The 21,832-nt window shown below is 59.0% G+C and carries 13 protein-coding genes; 3 read left to right on the top strand and 10 right to left on the bottom strand.

Annotation, left to right across the window (positions count from 1 at the left end; translation table 11 throughout):
- Positions 1-67: 67 nt before the first annotated feature.
- Entirely contained in the window at positions 68-964 is an 897-nt protein-coding gene (locus tag ACOQH0_RS12860) for a DMT family transporter (protein ID WP_421512351.1), read from the top strand.
- Here the strand turns inward: ACOQH0_RS12860 and narI are convergent.
- From narI to ACOQH0_RS12885, 5 genes are all read right to left on the bottom strand, one after another.
- The gene (narI, locus tag ACOQH0_RS12865) at positions 961-1,638 is read right to left on the bottom strand and encodes a respiratory nitrate reductase subunit gamma (protein WP_010432973.1); all 678 of its coding nucleotides are present in this window, start codon (positions 1,636-1,638) and stop codon (positions 961-963) included. The genes ACOQH0_RS12860 and narI overlap by 4 nt on opposite strands.
- Positions 1,638-2,348, bottom strand: coding sequence for a nitrate reductase molybdenum cofactor assembly chaperone (gene narJ, locus ACOQH0_RS12870; RefSeq protein WP_421510500.1), 711 nt, complete (start codon positions 2,346-2,348; stop codon positions 1,638-1,640). The genes narI and narJ overlap by 1 nt, the downstream gene beginning before the upstream one ends.
- Positions 2,345-3,880, bottom strand: a complete 1,536-nt coding sequence (gene narH, locus ACOQH0_RS12875; RefSeq protein WP_089599043.1) for a nitrate reductase subunit beta — start codon at positions 3,878-3,880, stop codon at positions 2,345-2,347. The genes narJ and narH overlap by 4 nt, the downstream gene beginning before the upstream one ends.
- Positions 3,877-7,620, bottom strand: a complete 3,744-nt coding sequence (locus ACOQH0_RS12880) for a nitrate reductase subunit alpha (protein ID WP_421510501.1) — start codon at positions 7,618-7,620, stop codon at positions 3,877-3,879. Before ACOQH0_RS12880 ends, narH begins: the two co-directional genes overlap by 4 nt.
- 381 nt (positions 7,621-8,001) lie before the next feature.
- Positions 8,002-9,399 carry a NarK family nitrate/nitrite MFS transporter gene (locus ACOQH0_RS12885; RefSeq protein WP_089599041.1) on the bottom strand — a complete coding sequence of 466 codons (1,398 nt, stop codon included), beginning with the start codon at positions 9,397-9,399 and terminating at the stop codon, positions 8,002-8,004.
- A gap of 309 nt (positions 9,400-9,708) precedes the next feature.
- Between ACOQH0_RS12885 and narX the strand changes: the two genes are divergently transcribed.
- The gene (narX, locus tag ACOQH0_RS12890) at positions 9,709-11,505 is read left to right on the top strand and encodes a nitrate/nitrite two-component system sensor histidine kinase NarX (protein ID WP_421510502.1); all 1,797 of its coding nucleotides are present in this window, start codon (positions 9,709-9,711) and stop codon (positions 11,503-11,505) included.
- Positions 11,498-12,148, top strand: a complete 651-nt coding sequence (gene narL, locus ACOQH0_RS12895; protein ID WP_028018756.1) for a two-component system response regulator NarL — start codon at positions 11,498-11,500, stop codon at positions 12,146-12,148. Before narX ends, narL begins: the two co-directional genes overlap by 8 nt.
- A 1-nt stretch (position 12,149) precedes the next feature.
- Here the strand turns inward: narL and ACOQH0_RS12900 are convergent, their stop codons facing one another.
- The 5 genes from ACOQH0_RS12900 to ntrB form a co-directional block, all read right to left on the bottom strand.
- Positions 12,150-13,556, bottom strand: a complete 1,407-nt coding sequence (locus tag ACOQH0_RS12900) for a YchO/YchP family invasin (RefSeq protein WP_029485133.1) — start codon at positions 13,554-13,556, stop codon at positions 12,150-12,152.
- Between the two features lie 125 nt (positions 13,557-13,681).
- On the bottom strand, positions 13,682-16,159 hold the full coding sequence (locus ACOQH0_RS12905) for a molybdopterin-dependent oxidoreductase (protein WP_421510503.1): 2,478 nt from the start codon (positions 16,157-16,159) through the stop codon (positions 13,682-13,684).
- The gene (gene nirB, locus ACOQH0_RS12910; RefSeq protein WP_421510504.1) at positions 16,156-20,142 is read right to left on the bottom strand and encodes a nitrite reductase large subunit NirB; all 3,987 of its coding nucleotides are present in this window, start codon (positions 20,140-20,142) and stop codon (positions 16,156-16,158) included. The genes ACOQH0_RS12905 and nirB overlap by 4 nt, the downstream gene beginning before the upstream one ends.
- Positions 20,143-20,155: 13 nt before the next feature.
- Positions 20,156-20,944 carry an ABC transporter ATP-binding protein gene (locus ACOQH0_RS12915; protein ID WP_421510505.1) on the bottom strand — a complete coding sequence of 263 codons (789 nt, stop codon included), beginning with the start codon at positions 20,942-20,944 and terminating at the stop codon, positions 20,156-20,158.
- A gap of 9 nt (positions 20,945-20,953) precedes the next feature.
- A complete protein-coding gene (gene ntrB, locus ACOQH0_RS12920; protein ID WP_421510507.1) occupies positions 20,954-21,832 on the bottom strand; it encodes a nitrate ABC transporter permease in 879 nt (292 codons plus the stop codon).

Raw genomic sequence — 21,832 nt, forward strand, 5'->3', positions numbered from 1 at the left:
CTTATATCAGCCCTGTAAAACCCGACAGTGATTTTCGACAATAGGGTCATTAATCAGGAGGTGGATGATGCGTGATTTACAAAAAGGCGTCGGGCAGCTGAGCCTGGCGATGTTAATTTCCGGCTCTATCGGCGCGTTTGTTTTACTCTCCGGTCTGCCGGTAACGGAAGTGGTATTCTGGCGCTGCGTCATCGGCGCGGTTACGCTTTATATATTCGTCCGGTTAAGTCGAAAGCCCTTCAGTCCCCTCACCCGCACCACGCTGCTGCTGGCCATTTTTGGCGGCGTAGCGCTCGTGGTGAACTGGCTGCTGCTGTTTGCAGCCTATGAGCGGATCTCGATTGGCCTGTCTACCGTGGTCTATAACACCCAGCCGTTTATGCTGGTGATGATGGGGATGCTTTTAGGCGAACGCGTCAGTCTGGTGAAGTGGGGTTGGTTGATCCTCGCCTTCGGCGGCGTGGTGATATTGCTTTCCAGCGAGCTCAGCGGCACGCATGGCAGTGAATGGCTCACAGGTATCGGGCTGGCGCTGGGTGCAGCATTCTTTTACGCGCTGACTGCCATTATCGCCCGCAAAATGAAATCCATCGCACCGCAGCATATCGCCTTTATTCAGGTCCTGACAGGGGTGGTGATGCTTCTTCCGCTGGCGCATATGCCTTCCCTTTCGGGCGATTTCCCCTGGACGATACTGCTGACGCTGGGCATTGTCCACACCGGCATCATGTACCAGTTGCTGTATAGCGCCATTCAGAAACTCCCCACTCCAGTGACCGGCTCGCTGTCGTTTATCTATCCGGTGGTCGCCATTGTTGTTGATAACCTGGTGTTCGGACACTCGCTGAACCTCACGCAGCTTGCGGGCGGCGCGCTGATTTTGTTTGCCGCTGCGGGCAACAACCTGGGCTGGGGCGAAAAAAAACCCCGCGAATGCGGGGTGGGTATCAAAACGGCAAATTAGCGACGGGCGCGCACAATCTGATATTTGCGCGTCAGGTACTCAACCGGCGCGCTCCAGATGTGCACCAGGCGAGAGAACGGGAACAGCACAAACAGCGTCATCCCCAGCACCAGGTGCACGCGGAAGATAAAGGCCACGCCGTCCAGATGCTCAGATGCGCCGCCATGGAAGGTCACCACGGACTGCGCCCAGCCGACCAGCTTCATCATTTCGCTACCGTCCATATGCTGCGCTGAGAACGGAATCGTCAGCAGACCCAGCGCACACTGCACCATCAACAGGGAGAGGATCAGGATGTCCGCAGCGGTCGTGGTGGCACGCACGCGCGGGCTGAACAGACGACGTTTCAGCAGCAGCAGACCGCCGACCAGACACATCACGCCGCTGGCACCGCCCGCAAACATCGCCATTTTCTGCTTCACTTCAATCGGCAGCCAGGCTTCGTACATCCAGTGCGGTGTCAGCATGCCCAGGAAGTGACCGGCAAAAATCCCCAGGATCCCGATATGGAATAGGTTAGAGGCGAGGTTCATCCCCTTGCGGTCCAGCATCTGGCTGGAGGCCGCCCGCCAGGTATACTGGCCATAGTCATAACGCAGCCAGCTTCCCACCAGGAATACGGTGCCCGCGATGTACGGGTAAATGTCAAAGAAGAACATATTCAGGAAGTGCATTATTGCCGTCCTCCGTTAGAGATATTCAAATATTGCGGAGCAACAGCCCCGGCAAAACGACGCTGGTGAGCGGAGATTTCAGACTCGCCGCAGTTCTGGTCAGCAAAGAACGTCACCTGCTCTTCTTCCCAGACCGCATCAAGCGCCTGCGGAGTGTCGTCGCGCGCTTCGTCCGCGATTTTTTCCGCTACTTTTTCGCTATCAACGGCGGCATTTGCCAGCTTCACCAGCAGGTCAAAGAGCACCGCATAAGCACTTTCGCGCTGCTGAAGACGCGCGCCAAGCAGCGCCAGGATCGGTGCGATGTCCTGTAAACCGCCCAGCGCCTCTTCTTTTGGCAGCTGCGCCAGATATTCCAGGTACAGCGGGAGGTGGTCTGGCAGTTCGCGGCTGTCGAGCTGCAGGCCGTGCTGCTCGTACTGGGACATCAGGTCGACCATCGCCTGACCACGATCGCGGGATTCACCGTGGACGTGTTCAAACAGCAGCAGAGACGTCGCGCGCCCGCGGTCAAACAGCTGGCTGTAGTCCGCCTGCGCGTCCAGGAGATCGCGCGCTAACAGATCGCGGAGGAAAACGCCCAGCTTCTGGGCATCCGCTTTATCCAGGTTTTCAGATGACGCGAGTGCATCAAAGAGTTCCTGCTGATGCTGCGCAAGCGCAGCATCCGGGTACTCGAGCAGACGCGAAACAATGACGAGTTCAATCATTGGTGCGGCTCCGTTTTGCTGGTCACATCCATGGCGTCGATGCGGCGGCTGTTGAACAGGTTGAATTTGGTGTCTGAGCCGTGGCAACCGTCACCGAAGCTAAAGCCACATCCGTTTTTCTCCGGGAAGGCGTCGCGCGCCTGCTCGCGGTGGCTGCTCGGTACGACGAAACGGTCTTCGTAGTTCGCAATAGCCAGATAGCGGTACATCTCCTGAGCCTGTGCTTCGGTCAGACCCACCTCTTCCAGCGCACGGGTATCGGTAACGCCGTCAACGGTCTCAGCACGCTTGAAGTGACGCATCGCCAGCATACGCTTCAGCGCCAGCAGGACCGGCTGGGTATCCCCTGCGGTCAGCAGGTTCGCCAGGTACTGCACCGGAATGCGCAGGCTTTCCACGTCCGGCAGAATGCCGTTGCCGCCCAGTTCACCCGCGTCAGCGGCTGACTGAATAGGCGACAGCGGCGGCACGTACCAGACCATCGGCAGCGTGCGGTATTCCGGATGCAGCGGCAGCGCCAGCTTCCAGTCCATCGCCATTTTGTACACCGGGGACTGCTGCGCCGCGTCGATCACGCTCTGCGGCACGCCGTCCTTCAGCGCCTGCTCGATCACCTTCGGATCGTTCGGATCGAGGAACACGTCCAGCTGACGCTGGTACAGATCTTTCTCGTTCTCGGTGCTTGCTGCCGTTTCAATCGCGTCCGCGTCATACAGCAGCACGCCGAGGTAACGAATACGGCCTACGCAGCTTTCTGAACAGACGGTCGGCATACCGGCTTCAATGCGCGGATAGCAGAAGATGCACTTCTCTGACTTGCCGCTCTTCCAGTTGAAGTAGATTTTTTTATACGGACAGCCGGTGATGCACATGCGCCAGCCGCGGCACTTGTCCTGGTCGATGAGCACGATGCCGTCTTCTTCACGCTTGTAGATGGCGCCGCTCGGGCAGGTCGCCACGCACGCCGGGTTAAGGCAGTGCTCACACAGGCGCGGCAGGTACATCATGAAGGTGTTTTCGAACTGGCCGTACATCGCCTTCTGCATGTTCTCGAAGTTTTTGTCTTTCGACAGCTTCTCGAACTCACCGCCCAGATCGTCTTCCCAGTTCGGGCCTTTCTCGATCTTGTTCATACGCTGACCGGTGATCAGCGAGCGAGGACGAGCAATCGGCTGATGTTTACCTTCCGCGGCGTTATGCAGGTTCTGGTAGTCGAAATCGAACGGCTCGTAGTAATCGTCGATGCCCGGCAGATGCGGGTTAGCGAAGATTTTTCCCAGCAGCATCGCGCGGTTGCCCATGCGCGGCTGGATTTTGCCGTTGATTTTGCGGATCCAGCCGCCCTTGTATTTTTCCTGATCTTCCCAGTTGGTCGGGAAGCCGGTGCCCGGCTTGGTTTCCACGTTGTTGAACCAGGCGTACTCGGTGCCTTCGCGGCTGGTCCAGACGTTTTTACAGGTGACTGAACAGGTATGACAGCCGATGCATTTATCCAGATTCAGCACCATGCCGACTTGTGAACGAATTTTCATTTTACGCTCTCCTGTACCTGGTCATTACCTTCGCCGTCTAACCAGTTAATATTCTTCATCTTACGTACCACCACGAACTCATCGCGGTTAGATCCTACGGTGCCGTAGTAGTTAAAGCCGTAGGCCAGCTGCGCATAGCCACCAATCATATGGGTCGGCTTCGGCGTAATACGGGTGACCGAGTTATGAATACCGCCGCGCTGCTCGGTGATTTCTGAGCCAGGAATGTTCACGATACGTTCCTGCGCGTGGTACATCATGGTCATCCCTGCTGGAACACGCTGGCTAACCACTGCACGAGCGGTCAATGAACCGTTGCTGTTGAAGACTTCGATCCAGTCGTTATCCACAATCCCCAGATCTTTGGCATCCGCTTCGCTCATCCAGACAATCGGACCGCCGCGTCCCAGCGTCAGCATCAGCAGGTTGTCGCTGTAGGTGGAGTGGATCCCCCACTTCTGGTGTGGCGTCAGAAAGTTCAGCGCTTTCTCCGGATTACCGTTGGACTTCTCGCCCATTACCGCTTTCACCGAACGGGTGTCGATTGGCGGACGGTAAACCAGCAGGCTTTCGCCGAAGTCACGCATCCACTGGTGATCCTGATACAGAGACTGACGACCGGTCAGGGTACGCCATGGGATCAGCTCGTGAACGTTGGTGTAACCCGCGTTATAAGAGACGTGTTCATCTTCCAGACCAGACCAGGTCGGGCTGGAGATAATTTTGCGCGGCTGGGCCTGAATATCGCGGAAGCGGATTTTCTCGTCTTCTTTGTTCAGGGCCAGATGCTTGTGGTCGCGACCGGTGATTTCACTCAGCGCTTCCCAGGCTTTTACTGCGACCTGGCCGTTGGTTTCCGGTGCCAGGGTCAGGATCATCTCTGCGGCATCAATCGCCGTGTTAAGCCAAGGCTGGCCTTTGGCCGGACCGTCTGATTTGGTGTAATTGAGCTTACGCAGCAGGTCCATTTCGCTCTGGGTGTTCCAGGCGATCCCTTTCCCGCCGTTGCCGATTTTCTCCATCAGCGGGCCGATAGAGGTAAAGCGTTCGTAGGTCGCCGGGTAGTCACGTTCAACCGGAATGATGTGCGGCGCCGTCACGCCAGGGATCAGATCGCACTCGCCTTTTTTCCAGTCCTTCACGTCCAGCGGCTGCGCCAGTTCGGCAGCGGAGTCGTGCTGAATGGGCAGCGTCACCACGTCGGTTTCTTTGCCCAGGTGCCCCACGCAGACTTCAGAGAATTTCTCGGCGATGCCTTTGTAGATTTCCCAGTCGCTTTTGGATTCCCACGCCGGGTCAACGGCAGCAGACAGCGGATGAATAAACGGATGCATATCCGAGGTATTCATGTCGTCTTTTTCATACCAGGTTGCAGTAGGTAGAACGATATCGGAGTACAGACAGGTGCTCGACAGACGGAAATCCAGCGTCACGACCAGATCCAGCTTGCCGTCCAGGCCGTTGTCTTTCCATTCCACTTCTTCAGGCTTCACGCCGCCCTGCTTGCCGAGATCTTTGCCCTGAATACCGTGTTCCGTACCAAGCAGATACTTCAGCATGAACTCGTGACCTTTACCGGAAGAACCCAGCAGGTTTGAGCGCCAGATGAACAGGTTGCGCGGATGGTTTTTACCGTTTTCCGGCTGTTCCGCCGCAAAGCGAATCGAACCTTCCTTCAGCGACTTAACGGTGTAGTCCACCGGTGTCATGCCCGCTTTCTTCGCCGCTTCCGCGATGCGCAGCGGGTTGGTGCCAAGCTGAGGAGCCGACGGCAGCCAGCCCATACGTTCCGCACGCACGTTGAAGTCAATCAGGTGGCCGCTGTAGCGGGATTTATCCGCCATTGGCGACAGCAGTTCCTCTGCGGTAACCGTCTCGTAGCGCCACTGGCTGGAGTGGTTATAGAAGTAGGAAGTGCTGTTCATGTGGCGAGCCGGACGCTGCCAGTCGAGGGCAAACGCCAGCGGCTGCCAGCCGGTCTGCGGACGCAGTTTTTCCTGGCCGACGTAGTGCGCCCAGCCGCCGCCGCTCTGACCGACGCAGCCGCAGAAGATCAGCATGTTAATCAGGCCGCGATAGTTCATATCGAGGTGATACCAGTGGTTCAGACCGGCACCGACGATGATCATGGAGCGACCGTGGGTCTTGTCGGCGTTTTCCGCGAACTCACGCGCGATACGGGTGATCTGCGCGCGCGGCACGCCGGTGATCTGCTCCGCCCATGCCGGAGTGTACGCTTTCACGTCATCGTAGCTGCTTGCACAGTTTTCGTCGTTCAGACCGCGCTCCAGGCCGTAGTTCGCCATAGTGAGATCGTAAACGGTGGTGACCAGCGCCGTTGAACCATCGGCGAGCTGAAGACGCTTCACCGGCAGTTTGTGCATCAGAACGTTATTCAGTTCAACCTGGTTGAAATGCTCGGTGCCGTCGCCGCCGAAGTACGGGAAGCCGACGTCAGCGATCTCATCCTGGCTGCCCAGCATGCTCAGGCGTAGTTCGGTCTCTTCGCCTGTGGTGCCGTTACGCTGCTCCAGGTTCCATTTGCCCTTTTCGCCCCAGCGGAAACCGATAGAGCCGTTTGGCGCAATCAGTTCGCCATTGCTATTACAGGCAACGGTTTTCCACTGCGGGTTATTTTCCTGACCAAGTGAATCCACCAGGTCAGCGGCGCGCAGCATACGACCGGCAGCGTAGTAGCCGTCGCGCTCTTCCAGCATCACCAGCATCGGCATGTCGGTGTAGCGACGCACGTAGTCGGTGAAGTACTGGCTAGGCTTGTCCAGGTGGAACTCGCGCAGCATGACGTGGCCCATCGCCAGCGCCATCGCCGCATCGGTGCCCTGCTTAGGTGCCAGCCACAGGTCGCACAGCTTGGCGATTTCCGCATAGTCAGGGGTAATCGCAACGGTTTTGGTGCCTTTGTAACGCACTTCGGTAAAGAAGTGGGCATCCGGGGTACGGGTCTGAGGAACGTTAGAGCCCCAGGCCAGAATGTAGCTGGAGTTATACCAGTCGGCAGATTCCGGCACGTCGGTCTGCTCGCCCCAGGTCTGTGGGGACGCAGGCGGCAGGTCGCAGTACCAGTCATAGAAGCTCAGACAAGTCCCGCCAATCAGGGAGAGATAGCGCGCGCCAGACGCGTAAGAGACCATCGACATCGCCGGGATTGGCGAGAAGCCCGCCACGCGGTCCGGGCCGTAGGTTTTGACGGTGTAGACGTTAGACGCCGCAATCAGTTCGTTCACTTCTTTCCAGGAGGAACGGACAAAGCCACCGCGACCACGAGCCTGCTTGAAGCTCTTCGCTTTGTCGGAGTCTTCAATGATGGATGCCCATGCATCAACCGGATCGCTGTGCTGGACTTTCGCTTCACGCCACATTTTCATCAGGCGCTTACGCATCAGAGGGTATTTCAGGCGGTTAGCGCTGTAGAGATACCAGGAGTAGCTTGCGCCACGCGGACAGCCGCGCGGTTCATGATTCGGCAGATCGGGACGGGTACGCGGGTAGTCGGTTTGCTGGACTTCCCAGGTCACCAGACCATTCTTGACGAAAATCTTCCAGCTGCACGAACCCGTGCAGTTGACGCCGTGGGTTGAACGGACCACTTTGTCATGCTGCCAGCGCTGGCGATAGCCGTCTTCCCAGTCGCGGTTGGTCTCCAGAAGCTGACCGTGCCCATCGGCAAACGTCTCGCCCTTCTGCTTGAAGTAGCGAAACCGGTCTAAAAATTTGCTCATCGGGTATCTCCTGTGTGGAGCCTGTGGCTCTCTAAATCGACATTGCTGATTTGCTGCGAAGGTAACGCTCTGAAAGCGGGGGAGAATTGATAACGATCAAGGCGGGCGGGGTCTCTGAAGGTGGGTATTACATCAAATACCACCAAAGCGGTATAAATACAAATCTCGCATAACCATGATTAATATAGATATTTTATATTCATCGTACAAAAAGCAGGGCTAAATTTAACATCTCAGGTATTAAGGAGTAGACCCCACTGGAAAGCGATGGCGATCACAGTGTTACCCGCAGGCTGCCGGTCTAAAGGCCATCAGTATGTTGTAACTATTTTCAACACAAAAAAAACGCGGCCCGAAGGCCGCGCAAACGGATAATCACACTTACTTATTTTTCTTGGTATTACGGCCATATACCAGCCACGTAATCACAACGCAGGCGATATAGAAGACGAGGAATACTTTCATGGCCCCTGCCGGGGAGCCGGTCAGGTCCAGTGAGATACCGAACGCTTTCGGGATGAAGAAGCCACCGATTGCGCCAATCGCAGAGATAAAGCCCAGCGCCGCAGCGGTGTCGGTCGCCGCTTCACGCATGGCCTGCTCTTCGGTGCCGCCCTGCGCTTTAACGCGATCCATGGTCAGCTTACGGAAGATGACGGAGATCATCTGGAACGTGGATGCACTTCCCAGCCCGGCCGTCAGGAACAGCACCATAAACACGCCGAAGAAGGCAATAAAGTTGCCGCCCTGCCCGTTGGCTGGCAGCGTCAGGAACAGCAGCGCGCAGAAAATTGCCATCACCATGAAGTTCACCAGCGTCACCCGCGTCCCACCCAGACGGTCGGAGATCATCCCGCCAAGAGAACGTGCCAGCGCGCCGACAAATGGACCAAAGAAGGCAAATTGCAGGATCTGCACGTCCGGGAACTGGGTTTTCGACAGCATGGCGAAGCCCGCAGAGAACCCGATAAACGAGCCGAACGTTGCCAGATACAACAGCGCCATGACCCAAAGGTGACCGCGTTTCAGGACCGGTAACTGTTCGCTCAGGGACGCCTTCGACGCGGACAAATCGTTCATAAAGAACCAGGCCGCCAGCGTGAAGACCACCAGGAACGGTACCCAAATCCAGGCCGCGTTCTGCAGGAACAGAGAAGAACCATCCGGCTGGGTCACACCGCCGCCGCCAAAGGCCGCAAAGATGGAAACCGAAATCGCCAGCGGGGCAATCAGCTGCATCACGCTCACGCCCATGTTCCCCAGACCGCCGTTAATGCCCAGCGCACCACCCTGCTTCGCTTTCGGGAAGAAGAAGCTGATGTTCGCCATGCTGGAGGCAAAGTTCGCGCCCGCAAAACCGCACAACAGAGAGATGATCACAAACACGCTAAACGGCGTGGAGGTATCCTGCACCGCAAAACCGAGCCACACGCACGGCACGATCATGATGCCGGTACTGAAAGCCGTCCAGCGGCGTCCGCCAAACACCGGCACCATAAACGCGTAAGGCACACGCAGCAACGCACCGGACAGGGACGGCAGCGCGGTCAACATAAACAGCTGATCGGTCGTGAACGTAAAGCCGACTTTTGGCAGGTTTACCGCCACCGCACTAAACAACATCCATACGCAAAACGCTAACAGCAGGCACGGAACGGAAATCCACAGATTACGACTTGCTACACGATGGCCGCGCTGTTGCCAGAACGCCGGATCCTCTGGTCGCCATTCTGTAATAACGGCACCATTTTCCCTGTCGGGAGCGGATGAGTGACTCATAGACACCTCTGATTCTCGAATGATGCTGCAAACATTAGGGTTTTAGGGCGGCGGTAAGTTGATATAAATCAAAGGAAAAGTGCGGGGTTTTGTGGCGAAAAAAAAGTCATTACTCTTAGTGAGTAGGAGTAAGGGGTAAAAAAGATGTGGTTTTTCACGGTGCTGAGCCATCCTGGCTACTCCCTCCCCCTAACCGTTACTCCTCTGGCAATTTAGAGGTAATCCTTTATTGGTATGGGTATACTCCAGGGTATGCACCAGAATAGCGCCATTCCTGCAGTCAGGTCACGTCAGGAGCCCGGCAACACCATGTTAAAAAGATGTCTATCCCCGCTGACGCTGGTTAACCAACTGGCGCTTATTGTCATGCTGTCCACCGCGATCGGTGTAACCGGCATGGCGATTTCCGGCTGGCTGGTCCAGGGCGTACAGGGTAATGCGCATGCCATTAACGAGGCAGGCTCGCTACGCATGCAGAGTTATCGTCTGCTGGCCTCGGTGCCCTTAACGCAGGAGGAACAGAAGCTGATCGACGATATGGAGCATACGGCTTTCAGCCCCGAGCTGGAAAGTGCCGCCATTCGCGCTGGTCAGAAATCCCAGCTCAAGGCCCTTCAGGACTACTGGCACACGCAGCTGGAGCCCGGCTTAAAGCAGGCGAACAGCCCCGATGCCGTCGCGCGCGACGTTGCCGGTTTCGTCTCACGCATTGATACGCTGGTCTCTTCTTTCGATCAAACCACCGAATTACGCATTGATCGGGTGGTTATGATCCACCGGGTGATGGCGCTGTTTATGGGCCTGCTGCTGATTTTCACCATCGTCTGGCTGCGTGCAAGGCTGCTAAATCCCTGGAAACAGCTGCTGGCAATGGCACGCGCCGTAACGAACAGAGATTTTACCCAGCGCACGCATATTAGCGGGCGTAACGAGATGGCGATGCTCGGCCAGGCGCTCAACACCATGTCGGAAGAGCTGTCTGAAAGCTACGCGGTACTGGAACAGCGGGTTCAGGAAAAAACCGCCGGACTCGAACAGAAAAACGAAATTCTCTCTTTCCTGTGGCAGGCCAACCGCCGTTTGCACATGCAGGTACCGCTGTGCGAGCGCCTCTCGCCGGTGCTGAACGGCCTGCAAAACCTGACGCTGCTGCACGATCTGGAGCTGCGGGTCTACGACGTTGAAGACGAAGAAAATCATCAGGAATTTACCTGTCAGTCTGACATGTCCTGTGATGATAAAGGTTGTCACCTTTGCCCGCGGGGTTTACCACCGCTAACGACGACGGGCACCACGCTGAAGTGGCGTCTGACGGACAGCCACACCCAGTACGGCATTCTGCTGGCTACCCTGCCCGCCGGAAGGCATTTGAGCCACGACCAGCAGCAGCTGGTGGATACCCTGGTGGAACAGCTCACGGCCACGCTGGCGCTGGACAGGCATCAGGAAAAACAGCAGCAGCTGATTGTCATGGAAGAGCGCGCCACCATTGCGCGGGAGCTGCATGACTCCATCGCCCAATCGCTCTCCTGCATGAAGATGCAGGTCAGCTGCCTGCAGATGCAGGACGCGGAGATGCCGGAAAGCAATAAACAGCTCCTGAGCCAGATCCGCAACGAGCTGAACACTTCATGGGTTCAGCTTCGTGAGCTGTTAACCACTTTCCGACTGCAGCTGACGGAGCCGGGCCTTCGCCCCGCGCTGGAGTCCAGCTGTCACGAATTTAGCGCCCGGCTGGGGTTCCCGGTGAAGCTCGACTACCAGCTTCCGCCGCGTTTTGTCCCCTCCCATCAGGCGATTCATTTGCTGCAGATCGCTCGCGAAGCCCTGAGCAACGTGCTCAAACACGCCAGCGCGACGGCGGTAACGGTAACCGTCAGCCAGCACAATAATCAGGTGAAGCTGACGATTCAGGACGACGGCTGCGGCGTGCCGGAAAATGCCGAGAGAACCAACCACTATGGTTTAATTATCATGCGAGACCGCGCGCAAAGCCTGCGCGGTGATTGCCAGGTTCGCCGGAGAGACACGGGTGGCACGGAAGTGGTCGTCACCTTTATTCCCGAAAAACCGCTTACAACTGTCCAAGGAGAACACCATGACTAATCAGGAACCGGCATCCATCCTGTTGATCGACGACCATCCCATGCTGCGCACCGGGGTGAAACAGCTGGTCAGCATGGCGCCCGATATTACCGTCGTTGGCGAAGCCAGCAACGGCGAACAGGGTATTGAGCTTGCCGAAGCGCTCGATCCTGATTTGATCCTGCTCGATCTCAACATGCCGGGCATGAACGGCCTGGAGACGCTGGACAAACTGCGCGAAAAATCCCTGTCTGGCCGCGTGGTGGTGTTTAGCGTGTCAAATCATGAAGAAGACGTGGTGACGGCGCTGAAGCGCGGCGCGGACGGCTACCTGCTGAAAGATATGGAGCCGGAAGATCTGCTCAAGGCGCTGCAGCAGGCCGCTGCCGGAGAGATGGTGCTGAGCGAAGCCTTAACGCCGGTACTGGCCGCCAGCCTGCGGGCCAACCGCGCAACCTCAGACCGTGACGTGAGCCAGCTTACCCCGCGCGAACGCGATATTCTGAAGCTGATTGCCCAGGGCCTGCCGAACAAAATGATCGCCCGCCGTCTGGACATCACCGAAAGCACGGTAAAAGTGCACGTGAAGCACATGCTGAAGAAGATGAAGTTAAAGTCCCGCGTCGAAGCCGCCGTGTGGGTCCATCAGGAACGGATTTTTTAACTTATTCATCCGGCAGCAGCTTCCACCGTGGATCGTCGTTGGGCAATGCGACCAGCGGTTGAACCACCGTTAGCGCGATCTCATTGGAAGAGACGCGCTGCCCGTCTTTATCTTCCGCGATCACCGACAACCGCCACTGGTTAGTTGCACCCTCAGCGTTATCCCATGCGGGCATAATGACGCTCCAGCCGTCGCTGCTGGTACTGTCAGCCGGTGCGGTCAGGCTCAGCGCCTGCGTATCCCCCTGCCAGTGCAGCTGGCGAATACCATGCTTGCTGCGTATTTGCAGCTTCAGCATGACGGTTTCGCCCCCTTTCAGATCCCACGGCGGCGTTGCCAGATAGACCGACAGCGTTTTGCGCTGGCGGAACTCCATGACCGGCAGGTTCTCCCGCTCTGGCGAATCGTAGCGACTGCCGCGCAGCGAACGCGTCACAGCCACTTCGCTGGCGGACAGCTGTTTGACCAGGGGCACGCCAAACCGATAGTTGAGCTTAAGCCCGAGGTTATTCTGGCTGACGCCGCTCTCTCCCTGCTTATGGGCAGCCGTCAGGGTCACCAGCGGAACGGGGGTATAGTTGAGTCCCAGATTGACCGCCATCGGGTTGTGGTAGCCGGTTCCACTGCTAAACAGATCGACGTTATCGCCAAAATACTGTTCAAAACTGACGCTGGTATTCAGATGATGGAACCACGGCAGCCAGGCTTTAGCAGTGATGTCATACCCGCGCGCCATGCGCTGCTCCTGCAGATCCGCGCTGTCGCGCCAGCTGGCGAACGGCTGATAGTAGTTCGCCGACAGGCGTAGATTCCGCCCCCACGCTTCTGCCCCCAGCCCGGCGCGCTGCAGGTTTTCCTCAAGCAGGTTATCGTAAAAGGTGTTATAGCCCAGCAGCCAGTCTCCGGCGACCCATCGCTGGCCAATCCCGGCATTGCTCACCAGACCGTCCGTCTGTTGCGTCAGGCCCAGCTGGCTCCAGCTCAGGTAACGATTGTTATCGTTCCAGGGAATAAACCAGCTTCCGCTGCTGCCATTGAAATTGCCCTCATCATCCACCAGCAGATTTACGCTGGCGTTACCCCAGGGGGAAAGCCAGGATTCAATCTGCTCGTTCACTTCCCCGCTCACGACATCCCGTACCTGACCCAGAGCAAACTGCTTCGCCTGCTCGCCTGTCGTCAGGCCGTTGTCGGTCATACTGGCTTCGCCAAAGGCCTTGGCCATTTCGGCCAGGTGCTTCTCCCCTTCACCCGTTGGCGCCGCCATGCCGAGGTCGGGCAAACTATCCCCGTTATTATCAAAGGGGTTCTGTGCCTGATGCATAAAGGAATTCGGCGCACCGTGAACGGCTCCGGCCGTAAGAAGGGAGAGTAAAAACAGCAAATGAATGCGGGACGATACGGCCATCAACGTCGTAAATAAGGACCTGTGTTTATAAGGCAATTCTTTCTATGTTAACGCGATAAGCAGTGAAATGCAGGCTTAACGGAAATTCCAGGATTATCCTGAACATTATTGTCGCCCTTACACCGCTATCCAAACAGCGCTTTCAGCTCGGGCACGCACGAACCGCAGTTCGTTCCGCAGCGCAAACGTGCCCCCAGCGCCGAAATGGAATCACACCCTCCGGCAATCGCCTCGCGTATCGCGTTTTCCCCGACGCTGAAACAACTACAGATAATGCGCCCCGGATCCACCACCTCCCCCACGCCCTGCCCGTTGAGGAGCGCATGACGTGCAGCAGGCGTTAAGGGGGGAGACTGAAAAGCCGCTTCAATAACCGGGTGCGCCAGCTCCGGTCGCGCAGTTCCTTCCCAGAAGGCGAGCATCAGCTCGCCGTTATGCCAGGCGAGCACGCTGCTACGCTCGCCGGTCTGCGCAACCTGCAGCTGCCAGCCCCTGCCGCTGGCGTAATCCATGACCCATGGCAGGAACGGTTTATCACCCGCCAGCGTCAGACGAGTCGCTTTGCGCCACCAGTACACGAAGGACGGCAGTTCCGGTAAGTCACGCGCGTAAAGTTCCCCCTGCCAGCCCGGCTGCCAGGGTAGGATCCTGACCGCGGTTTGTTTACTCTCTGGCTGGCCTGAAACCAGGTCAACGCGGCCTTCCACCAGGGCATTGACCTTCCCCTGACGGGAAAATTGCGCATTCCAGTGCATCGGGATAAACAGCTCTCCCGCCTTCTGAGCATCGTTAATATGGATCCGGGCAACCATCACCCCGCACGGGGAAGCGATTCGCGCCAGCTGCCCCTCGCACACGCCATATCGCGCGGCGTCTGAACGGCAGATGTCAACCAACGGCTCGGCGATATGCTGCATTAATCGTGCGACATATCCCGTGCGGGTCATGGTATGCCACTGGTCGCGAATACGGCCGGTGTTGAGCATCAGGGGGTACAGGTTATTGATCCCCGCGGCGGGCAACGATGGGATAACCGGGACAATCCGTCTGTGGGGAAAATGACCGGCGCACCATTGATAAGGCTCCAGCGCATCCCATTCCTCGCGGCTTAACGTCGCCAGTTCATCCAGATTGAGCGCGCGCTCGCCGTTATTTTCAAACGCCGTTAGCGCCGCATGTTCACAAAAAATATCCCGCGGATGTTCCCAGTCAAAGGCTTCGCCATAGCCCAGCCTTTTAGCGACCTGGGCAATAATCCACCAGTCCGGCTTTGCCTCGCCCGGCGCGGGCAGAAACGCGCGCTGGCGCGAAATGCGCCGCTCTGAGTTGGTTACCGTACCGTTTTTCTCGCCCCAGCCCTGCGCCGGAAGACGAATATGGGCAAACCGGCTGGTGTCCGTCTCCTGCATCACTTCAGAAACGATCACCAGCGGACAGGCCGCCAGCGCCTGGCACACCGCGTGGCTGTCCGGCAGCGATACGGCGGGGTTGGTCCCCATAATCCACACCGCCTTCACCTCGCCGCGGGCGATAGCGTCAAACAGCTCCACCGCCATCAGGCCTGGCGTCTGCGCCAGCCGCTCGGTTCCCCAGAAACGCGCCACCCGCGAGAGATCGTCCGGCTCGAAGCTCATGTGCGCCGCCAACTGGTTCGCCAGCCCGCCCACTTCCCGCCCGCCCATTGCGTTAGGCTGTCCGGTCAGCGAAAACGGGCCGCAGCCCTGACGATTGAATTTGCCGCTGGCAAGATGGACGTTGATGATAGCGTTGCAGTTGTCGCTGCCGCGGGTGGACTGGTTGATCCCCATGGTGTAGAGCGTGATAGCGCGAGGTGCCGTCATAAACCAGTCGTAAAAGGTGCTAATATCCTGCGGCGAAAGACCGCAAAATGCCGCCACGCGCTCAACGGGCCACTCATCCGCTCCCTGAATCAGGTTCAGCAGGCCGACAAATAATCCGGCATCGCTCCCCGGCGCAAGCGCCAGATGCAGATCGGCGATATCGCAGGTGGCGGTGCTGCGCGGGTCAATCACCACCACCTTCATTTGCGGATTGCTGTGCTTTGCCTGCACCAGCCGCTGATACAGCACCGGATGGGTCCATGCAGCGTTGGATCCCACCAGCATGACCAGATCGCTGTTTTCCACATCCTCATAGCTGCACGGCACCACGTCTTCGCCGAAGGCGCGCTTGTAGCCGACCACCGCCGAAGACATGCAGAGCCGGGAGTTGGTATCAATGTTTGCCGCGCCGATAAATCCTTTCATCAGCTTGTTGGCAACATAATAGTCCTCGGTTAATAGCTGGCCGGAGGCGTAAAACGCCACGGCCTGCGGCCCCCATTTGTCGATGATCTCCTGGAGTCGCTCGCCTGCCGCCCCCAGCGCCTGCGGCCAGCCCACCTCATCACCGTCAACAACGGGGCGCAGCAATCGCCCCTGTAACCCCGTGGTCTCCCCCAGGGCCGATCCCTTCACGCACAGGCGGCCAAAGTTTGCAGGATGGGTTTCGTCCCCCCGAACGCTTACCGCTCCGCTTTCCACGCTGGCGACCACGCCGCAGCCCACCCCGCAGTAGGGGCACGTTGTCCGGGTTTCCGTCATGAGGCCTCCGCACGCATCACTATCGCGTCGTTCCCGACCCACACCTTGCCGTTTTCAATCTTCACCGGCCAGGCGCGTACCGCAGGTTCACCGTTATCCACCTGGCAGCCATCGCGCAGGCGAATACGCTGCTTGTAGAGCGGTGAAATCACCACCGGCTCGCCCGCCGCATCGCCGAGGATGCCGCGTGAAAGCACGTTCGCGCTGCTGCCCGGCTCCATATCGTCGAGGGCGTAGACTCGCTGTCCGAAACGGAACAGCGCGATCGGTTTGCGACCAAGACGCGCGCCAATGCCCGCCTGCTCGGGAATATCGTCGATGCCGCAGATTTCCTGCCAGCGCTTGCTTTCATCCGACGGCGCGGCGTTCACCGCGGTGCGGAACAGCGCCAGACGATTGGGATCGCTGAGCGTGGTTTGCCATTCGCACTGATACGTCTCTACCACTCGCGCCATCTCCTGCTCCAGCTCGTGGGCGATACCCAGGCTGTCGTTGACGATCACCTCGCGCAGATAGTCGAGGCCGCCTTCCAGGTTGTCCATCCAGGTACTGGTGCGCTGCAGGCGATCCGCCGTGCGAATGTAGAACATCAGGAAACGGTCAACGGTGCGGATCAGCGTTTCATCGTCCAGATCGCTGGCAAAAAGGTCCGCATGGCGCGGCTTCATCCCGCCGTTGCCGCACAGATAGAGGTTCCAGCCCTTGTCGGTGGCAATCACCCCCACGTCTTTGCTCTGCGCCTCCGCGCACTCGCGGGTGCAGCCGGAGACCGCCATTTTGATCTTGTGCGGGGCGCGCAGCCCCTTGTACCGGTGTTCCAGTCTGACCGCGAGACGGGTGGAGTCCTGCACGCCGTAGCGGCACCAGGTCGAGCCGACGCAGGATTTCACCGTGCGCAGGGATTTGCCATAGGCGTGTCCGGTTTCAAACCCAGCTTCCACCAGCGCCTGCCAGATCTCCGGCAGCTGTTCCAGGGTGGCGCCAAACAGGTCGATACGCTGCCCGCCGGTAATTTTACTGTAAAGGTCATAGCGTTTCGCAATCTGGCCGATGGCGATCAGCCCGTCTGCCGTCACTTCCCCGGCGGGCATGCGCGGCACGATGGAATAAGTCCCGTCCTTCTGGATATTGGCGAAGTAGCGGTCGTTGGTATCCTGCAGCGGCAGATGTGCCGGTTTCAGCAGATACTCGTTCCAGCAGGAGGCAAGCACCGACCCCACCAGCGGCTTGCAGATCTCACATCCGTGCCCCTGCCCGTAGCGGCTAATCAGCTGGTCAAAGGTGCGAATATGGTTAACGCGCACCAGGTGGTAAATCTCCTGGCGCGAGTAGGGGAAGTGTTCGCAGATATCCTTTTTCACCTCCACGCCCTGCTCCGCCAACTGGAACTCCATCACCTGCTTCACCAGCGCGCTGCAGCCCCCGCAGCCGGTCGCCGCTTTGGTGCACTGCTTGATGGCGCCGATATCCGTTGCCCCCGCGCTCACCGCCTGGCAGATATCGCCTTTGCTGACGTTATGGCACGAACAGATTTGCGCGCTTTCCGGCAGCGCCGCCACGCCGAGGGCTTTTGGCGTGCTGCCCGTCGACGCGGGTAATATCAGCGTTTCCGGCTCTTTTGGCAGGGCTATCCCGTTGAGCATCATCTGCACCAGCGTGGCGTATTCGCTGGCGTCACCCACCAGCACGCCGCCGAGCAGCGTTTTGCCGTCGTGGCTGACCACGATTTTCTTGTAGATTTGCTGCGGACCGTGCGTCCACTGGTAGCTCAGCGCCCCCGGCGTGCGCCCGTGAGCGTCGCCGAACGAGGCCACGTCCACGCCGAGCAGCTTGAGTTTGGTGCTCATATCCGCCCCGGTGAAGGTTTTATCCTCACCCGCCAGCGCGGCGGCGGCCACCCGCGCCATCTGATAACCGGGCGCGACCAGACCGAAGATTTTCCCCTCCCACAGGGCGCATTCGCCGATGGCCAGCACGTCCGGATCGGAGGTCCGGCAGCCGTCGTCAATGCAGATCCCGCCGCGTTCGCCGATAGCCAGCCCGCTACTGCGCGCCAGCGCGTCCTGCGGACGAATACCTGCAGAAAAGACCACCATGTCCGTTTCCAGCTGTTCGCCATCGGCAAAGCGCAGCACCAGTCCGCCGTCCGCGGTGGCGATCTCCGTCGTCGCTCTACTGGTGTGAACGCCAACGCCCAGCGCCTCGATTTTCCTGCGCAGCATCGCCGCGCCGTCGTTGTCGAGCTGCACCGCCATCAGATTGGGTGCAAACTCAACCACGTGGGTTTCCAGCCCGAGCTGCTTCAGGGCGTTCGCCGCCTCCAGCCCCAGCAGGCCGCCGCCAATCACCACGCCGCGACGCGAGCCCTTTGCATGTGCGGCAATATTATCGAGATCGTCGAGGGTGCGATAAACAAAGCAGCCCGGCAAATCGTTGCCCGGAACCGGTGGGACGAACGGATAAGAGCCTGTCGCCAGCACCAGCTTGTCCCAGTGGGTTTCATGCCCGCTGGCGGTACGCACCACGCGCGCGTCGCGGTCGATGGCGACAATCTGCTGCGACAGGCGCAGCTCAATGCCGCTGTCGGCAAAGAAATCCCCTTCCACCAGTGAGAGCGATTCTGCGCTGCGCCCGCCAAAATATTCCGACAGATGCACGCGGTCGTAGGCGGCATAGCGCTCCTCGCCAAAGACAACGATCTGATACTGCTGATGCAGATTGCGTTTAACGCAGTCTTCGAGGAAATGATGGCCGACCATACCGTGCCCAACCACCACCAGAGTAGGTTTTGTCATAGCGTTCTGTCCTGCAACCTGCGGTTGCGTAGTGAAACGATCGAACAGCCAGTCCGCGTGTGCGGGCGCAGCCGTTGCCAGTAAATCGGTAAATGTTGCCGCACTGCGGCAGTCGCCCATCAGCAGCACGCCTGCCAGCGCCCCCTGATGGATCAGTAAACGACGATAGTGACGGGTCAGCGGATCCCATGCGCTCCAGACCACATCGCCCTCCTGCTCTGCCGCGCGACCGAGGCTGAACAACTCCACGCCGGTCACCTTGAGACGCACGCCGTTGTCGGTGAGGGTAAACGGCACAGTAACGTCCCCGGCCAGCCGCGCGGCGAGGATATCCGCCTGCACCATGCAGGGGGCGACCAGGCCAAACGTCAGGCCGTCAATTTCGCAGCACTCGCCAATGGCGTAGACGTTCGGTGCGGAGGTCTGCATCTGGTGATCCACCACGATGCCGCGCGCACAGCGAATGCCGCTGGCGTGCGCCAGCGCAACGTTCGGCTGCACGCCGGTCGCCAGCACCACGCGCGCGGCGGCGATGCTGTGCCCATTGAGAAGCGACACGCTATTGCCGTTAATTGCCGCGATGCCTGAGGAAAGCTCGCAGCGCACGCCCCGCGCCGCCAGCGCCTCTTCCAGCAACATGCCCGCCTGCTGGTCCAGCTGTTGCTCCATTAGCCACGGACCACGATGAACAACAGTGACGTCGTCACCAGAACGCGCTAACGCTGCCGCCGTCTCAACCCCGAGCACGCCGCCCCCCAGCACCACCGCCGGACCGGCGATGGCCTGAATGGCCCGGGTATCCTCCAGAGTACGGAACGTGAATACGTGTGGCGCATCGTCGCCGGGGATGGGCGGAATAAAGGGCGTTGACCCGGTGGCGAACACCAGCGCATCCCAGTCCAGCGTGCGGGCGGTGGTTTGCACTTCCCGCGTATCCACGTTCACGGCAATCGCCTTTTCGCCCCGCAGCACCGTCACGCCGCGCGCCTGGTACCACTCATCATCCTGAAGGCAGATGCCCGCCGCCGCTTTTTCACCGCCCAGCACCAGCGAAAGCTGGATGCGGTTATAGGCATGCTCCGGCTCGTCACCGATGACGGTGATAGCGAAATGACCAGCAGCACGCCCGGTGAGCGAGGCAATCAGCCGCGTGGCCGCCATGCCATTACCGATAATGACCAGTCGCATCAAGGCCCCCTCACTACGCCGCTTTCGGCTGCTTTTCATAGAGGAAATGCAGGATCTGCTGGCGCATGTGGTGATAGCGACTGTCGTCCGCCAGCTGCACCCGGTTGCGCGGGCGCGGCAGGTCAACGCGCAGGATTTCGCCCACGGTGGCCGCCGGGCCGTTGGTCATCATCAGCACGCGATCGGAGAGCAGCACCGCCTCGTCCACGTCGTGGGTAATGAGCACGATGGTGGTGTTGAGTGCCTGCTGGATCTGCATCACCGAGTCCTGCAGGTGGGCGCGCGTCAGCGCATCGAGCGCCCCGAAGGGTTCATCCATCAGCAGCACTTTCGGCTTCATCGCCAGCGCGCGGGCAATGCCGACGCGCTGCTTCATGCCGCCTGAGATCTCCCCCGGGCGCTTGTGCAGCGCGTGCCCCATCTGCACGCGGTCCAGGTTGTGCTCAATCCACTCTTTGCGCTCGGCCTTGCTCATGGTGCGACGGAAGACCTGATCCACCGCCAGCGCCACGTTGTCGAAGCAGGTCAGCCACGGCAGCAGGGAGTGGTTCTGAAACACTACCGCGCGCTCGGGCCCCGGCCCGGCGATTTCACGGTTGTCACAAATCAGCCCCCCTTCCGTTGGCAGCGAAATCCCGGCGATGAGGTTCAGCAGCGTCGATTTGCCGCAGCCGGAGTGACCGATCAGACTGACGGTTTCGCCCTCGTGGATATCAAAAGAGACGTTTTGCAGTGCCAGAAACTCGCCGCTGGCGGTTGAAAAACGCTGGCTCACGGCCTGGACCTGAATTAATGGTTTCATGTTCGCTCCTTATTTTTCCTGCCAGCTAAAGCGACGGGCGATCAGCATCAGCCCCTGCTCCAGCAGCAGCCCGACCACGCCAATGATGACGATGGCGATGAGAATGTTTTCGACGTTGAGGTTGTTCCACTCGTTCCAGATCCAGAAGCCAATGCCCAGCCCGCCGGTCAGCATCTCGGCGGCGACGATCACCAGCCAGGCGATGCCGATGGAGAGACGCACCCCGGTCAGTACCGCAGGCAGCACGGCCGGGAAGAGGATGCGGCGCATGATCGTCCACTCGGAGAGCTGCAGCACGCGGGCCACGTTGAGGTAATCCTGCGGAATGCGGCGCACGCCCTCGGCGGTGTTGATCACCATCGGCCAGATGGAGCAGATAAAAATGGTCCAGCTCGACGCGGGCTCTGCTTTCTGGAACAGCAATAAACCAATAGGCAACCAGGCCAGCGGGCTAACCGGACGCAGAAGCGCAATCAGCGGGTTGAACATGCGCGAGAAAAAGGTGAAACGGCCAATGAGAAAGCCGAGCGGAATACCGGCTAACGCCGCGAGACCAAACCCCACCGCCACGCGCTGTAAAGAGGCCAGCACGTTCCAGCCGATGCCCATATCGTTTGGCCCGTCGCGGTAGAACGGGTCGGCAAACAGGGTGATGGCCGAATCCAGAGTGCTCAGCGGTGTCGGGAAGCCTTTGCTGTTGATGGCCGCCAGCTGCCACAGCAGCACCAGCAATCCCAGGCCCAGCAACGCCGGAATGATGTGCTGGAGAAGGTCGTTAATCCGACGCGCAAATGCCGGGGTGCGACGGCGAACCTGCACGGGTGGCAGGGGGATGACTTCCCCACTCACGTGTGTCTCTTGTGATGTCGTCTTTTGCAGATGCTGCAT

The organism is Enterobacter sp. JS8-1, assembly GCF_049187015.1.
GTDB classification, from domain to species: Bacteria; Pseudomonadota; Gammaproteobacteria; order Enterobacterales; family Enterobacteriaceae; genus Enterobacter; species Enterobacter mori.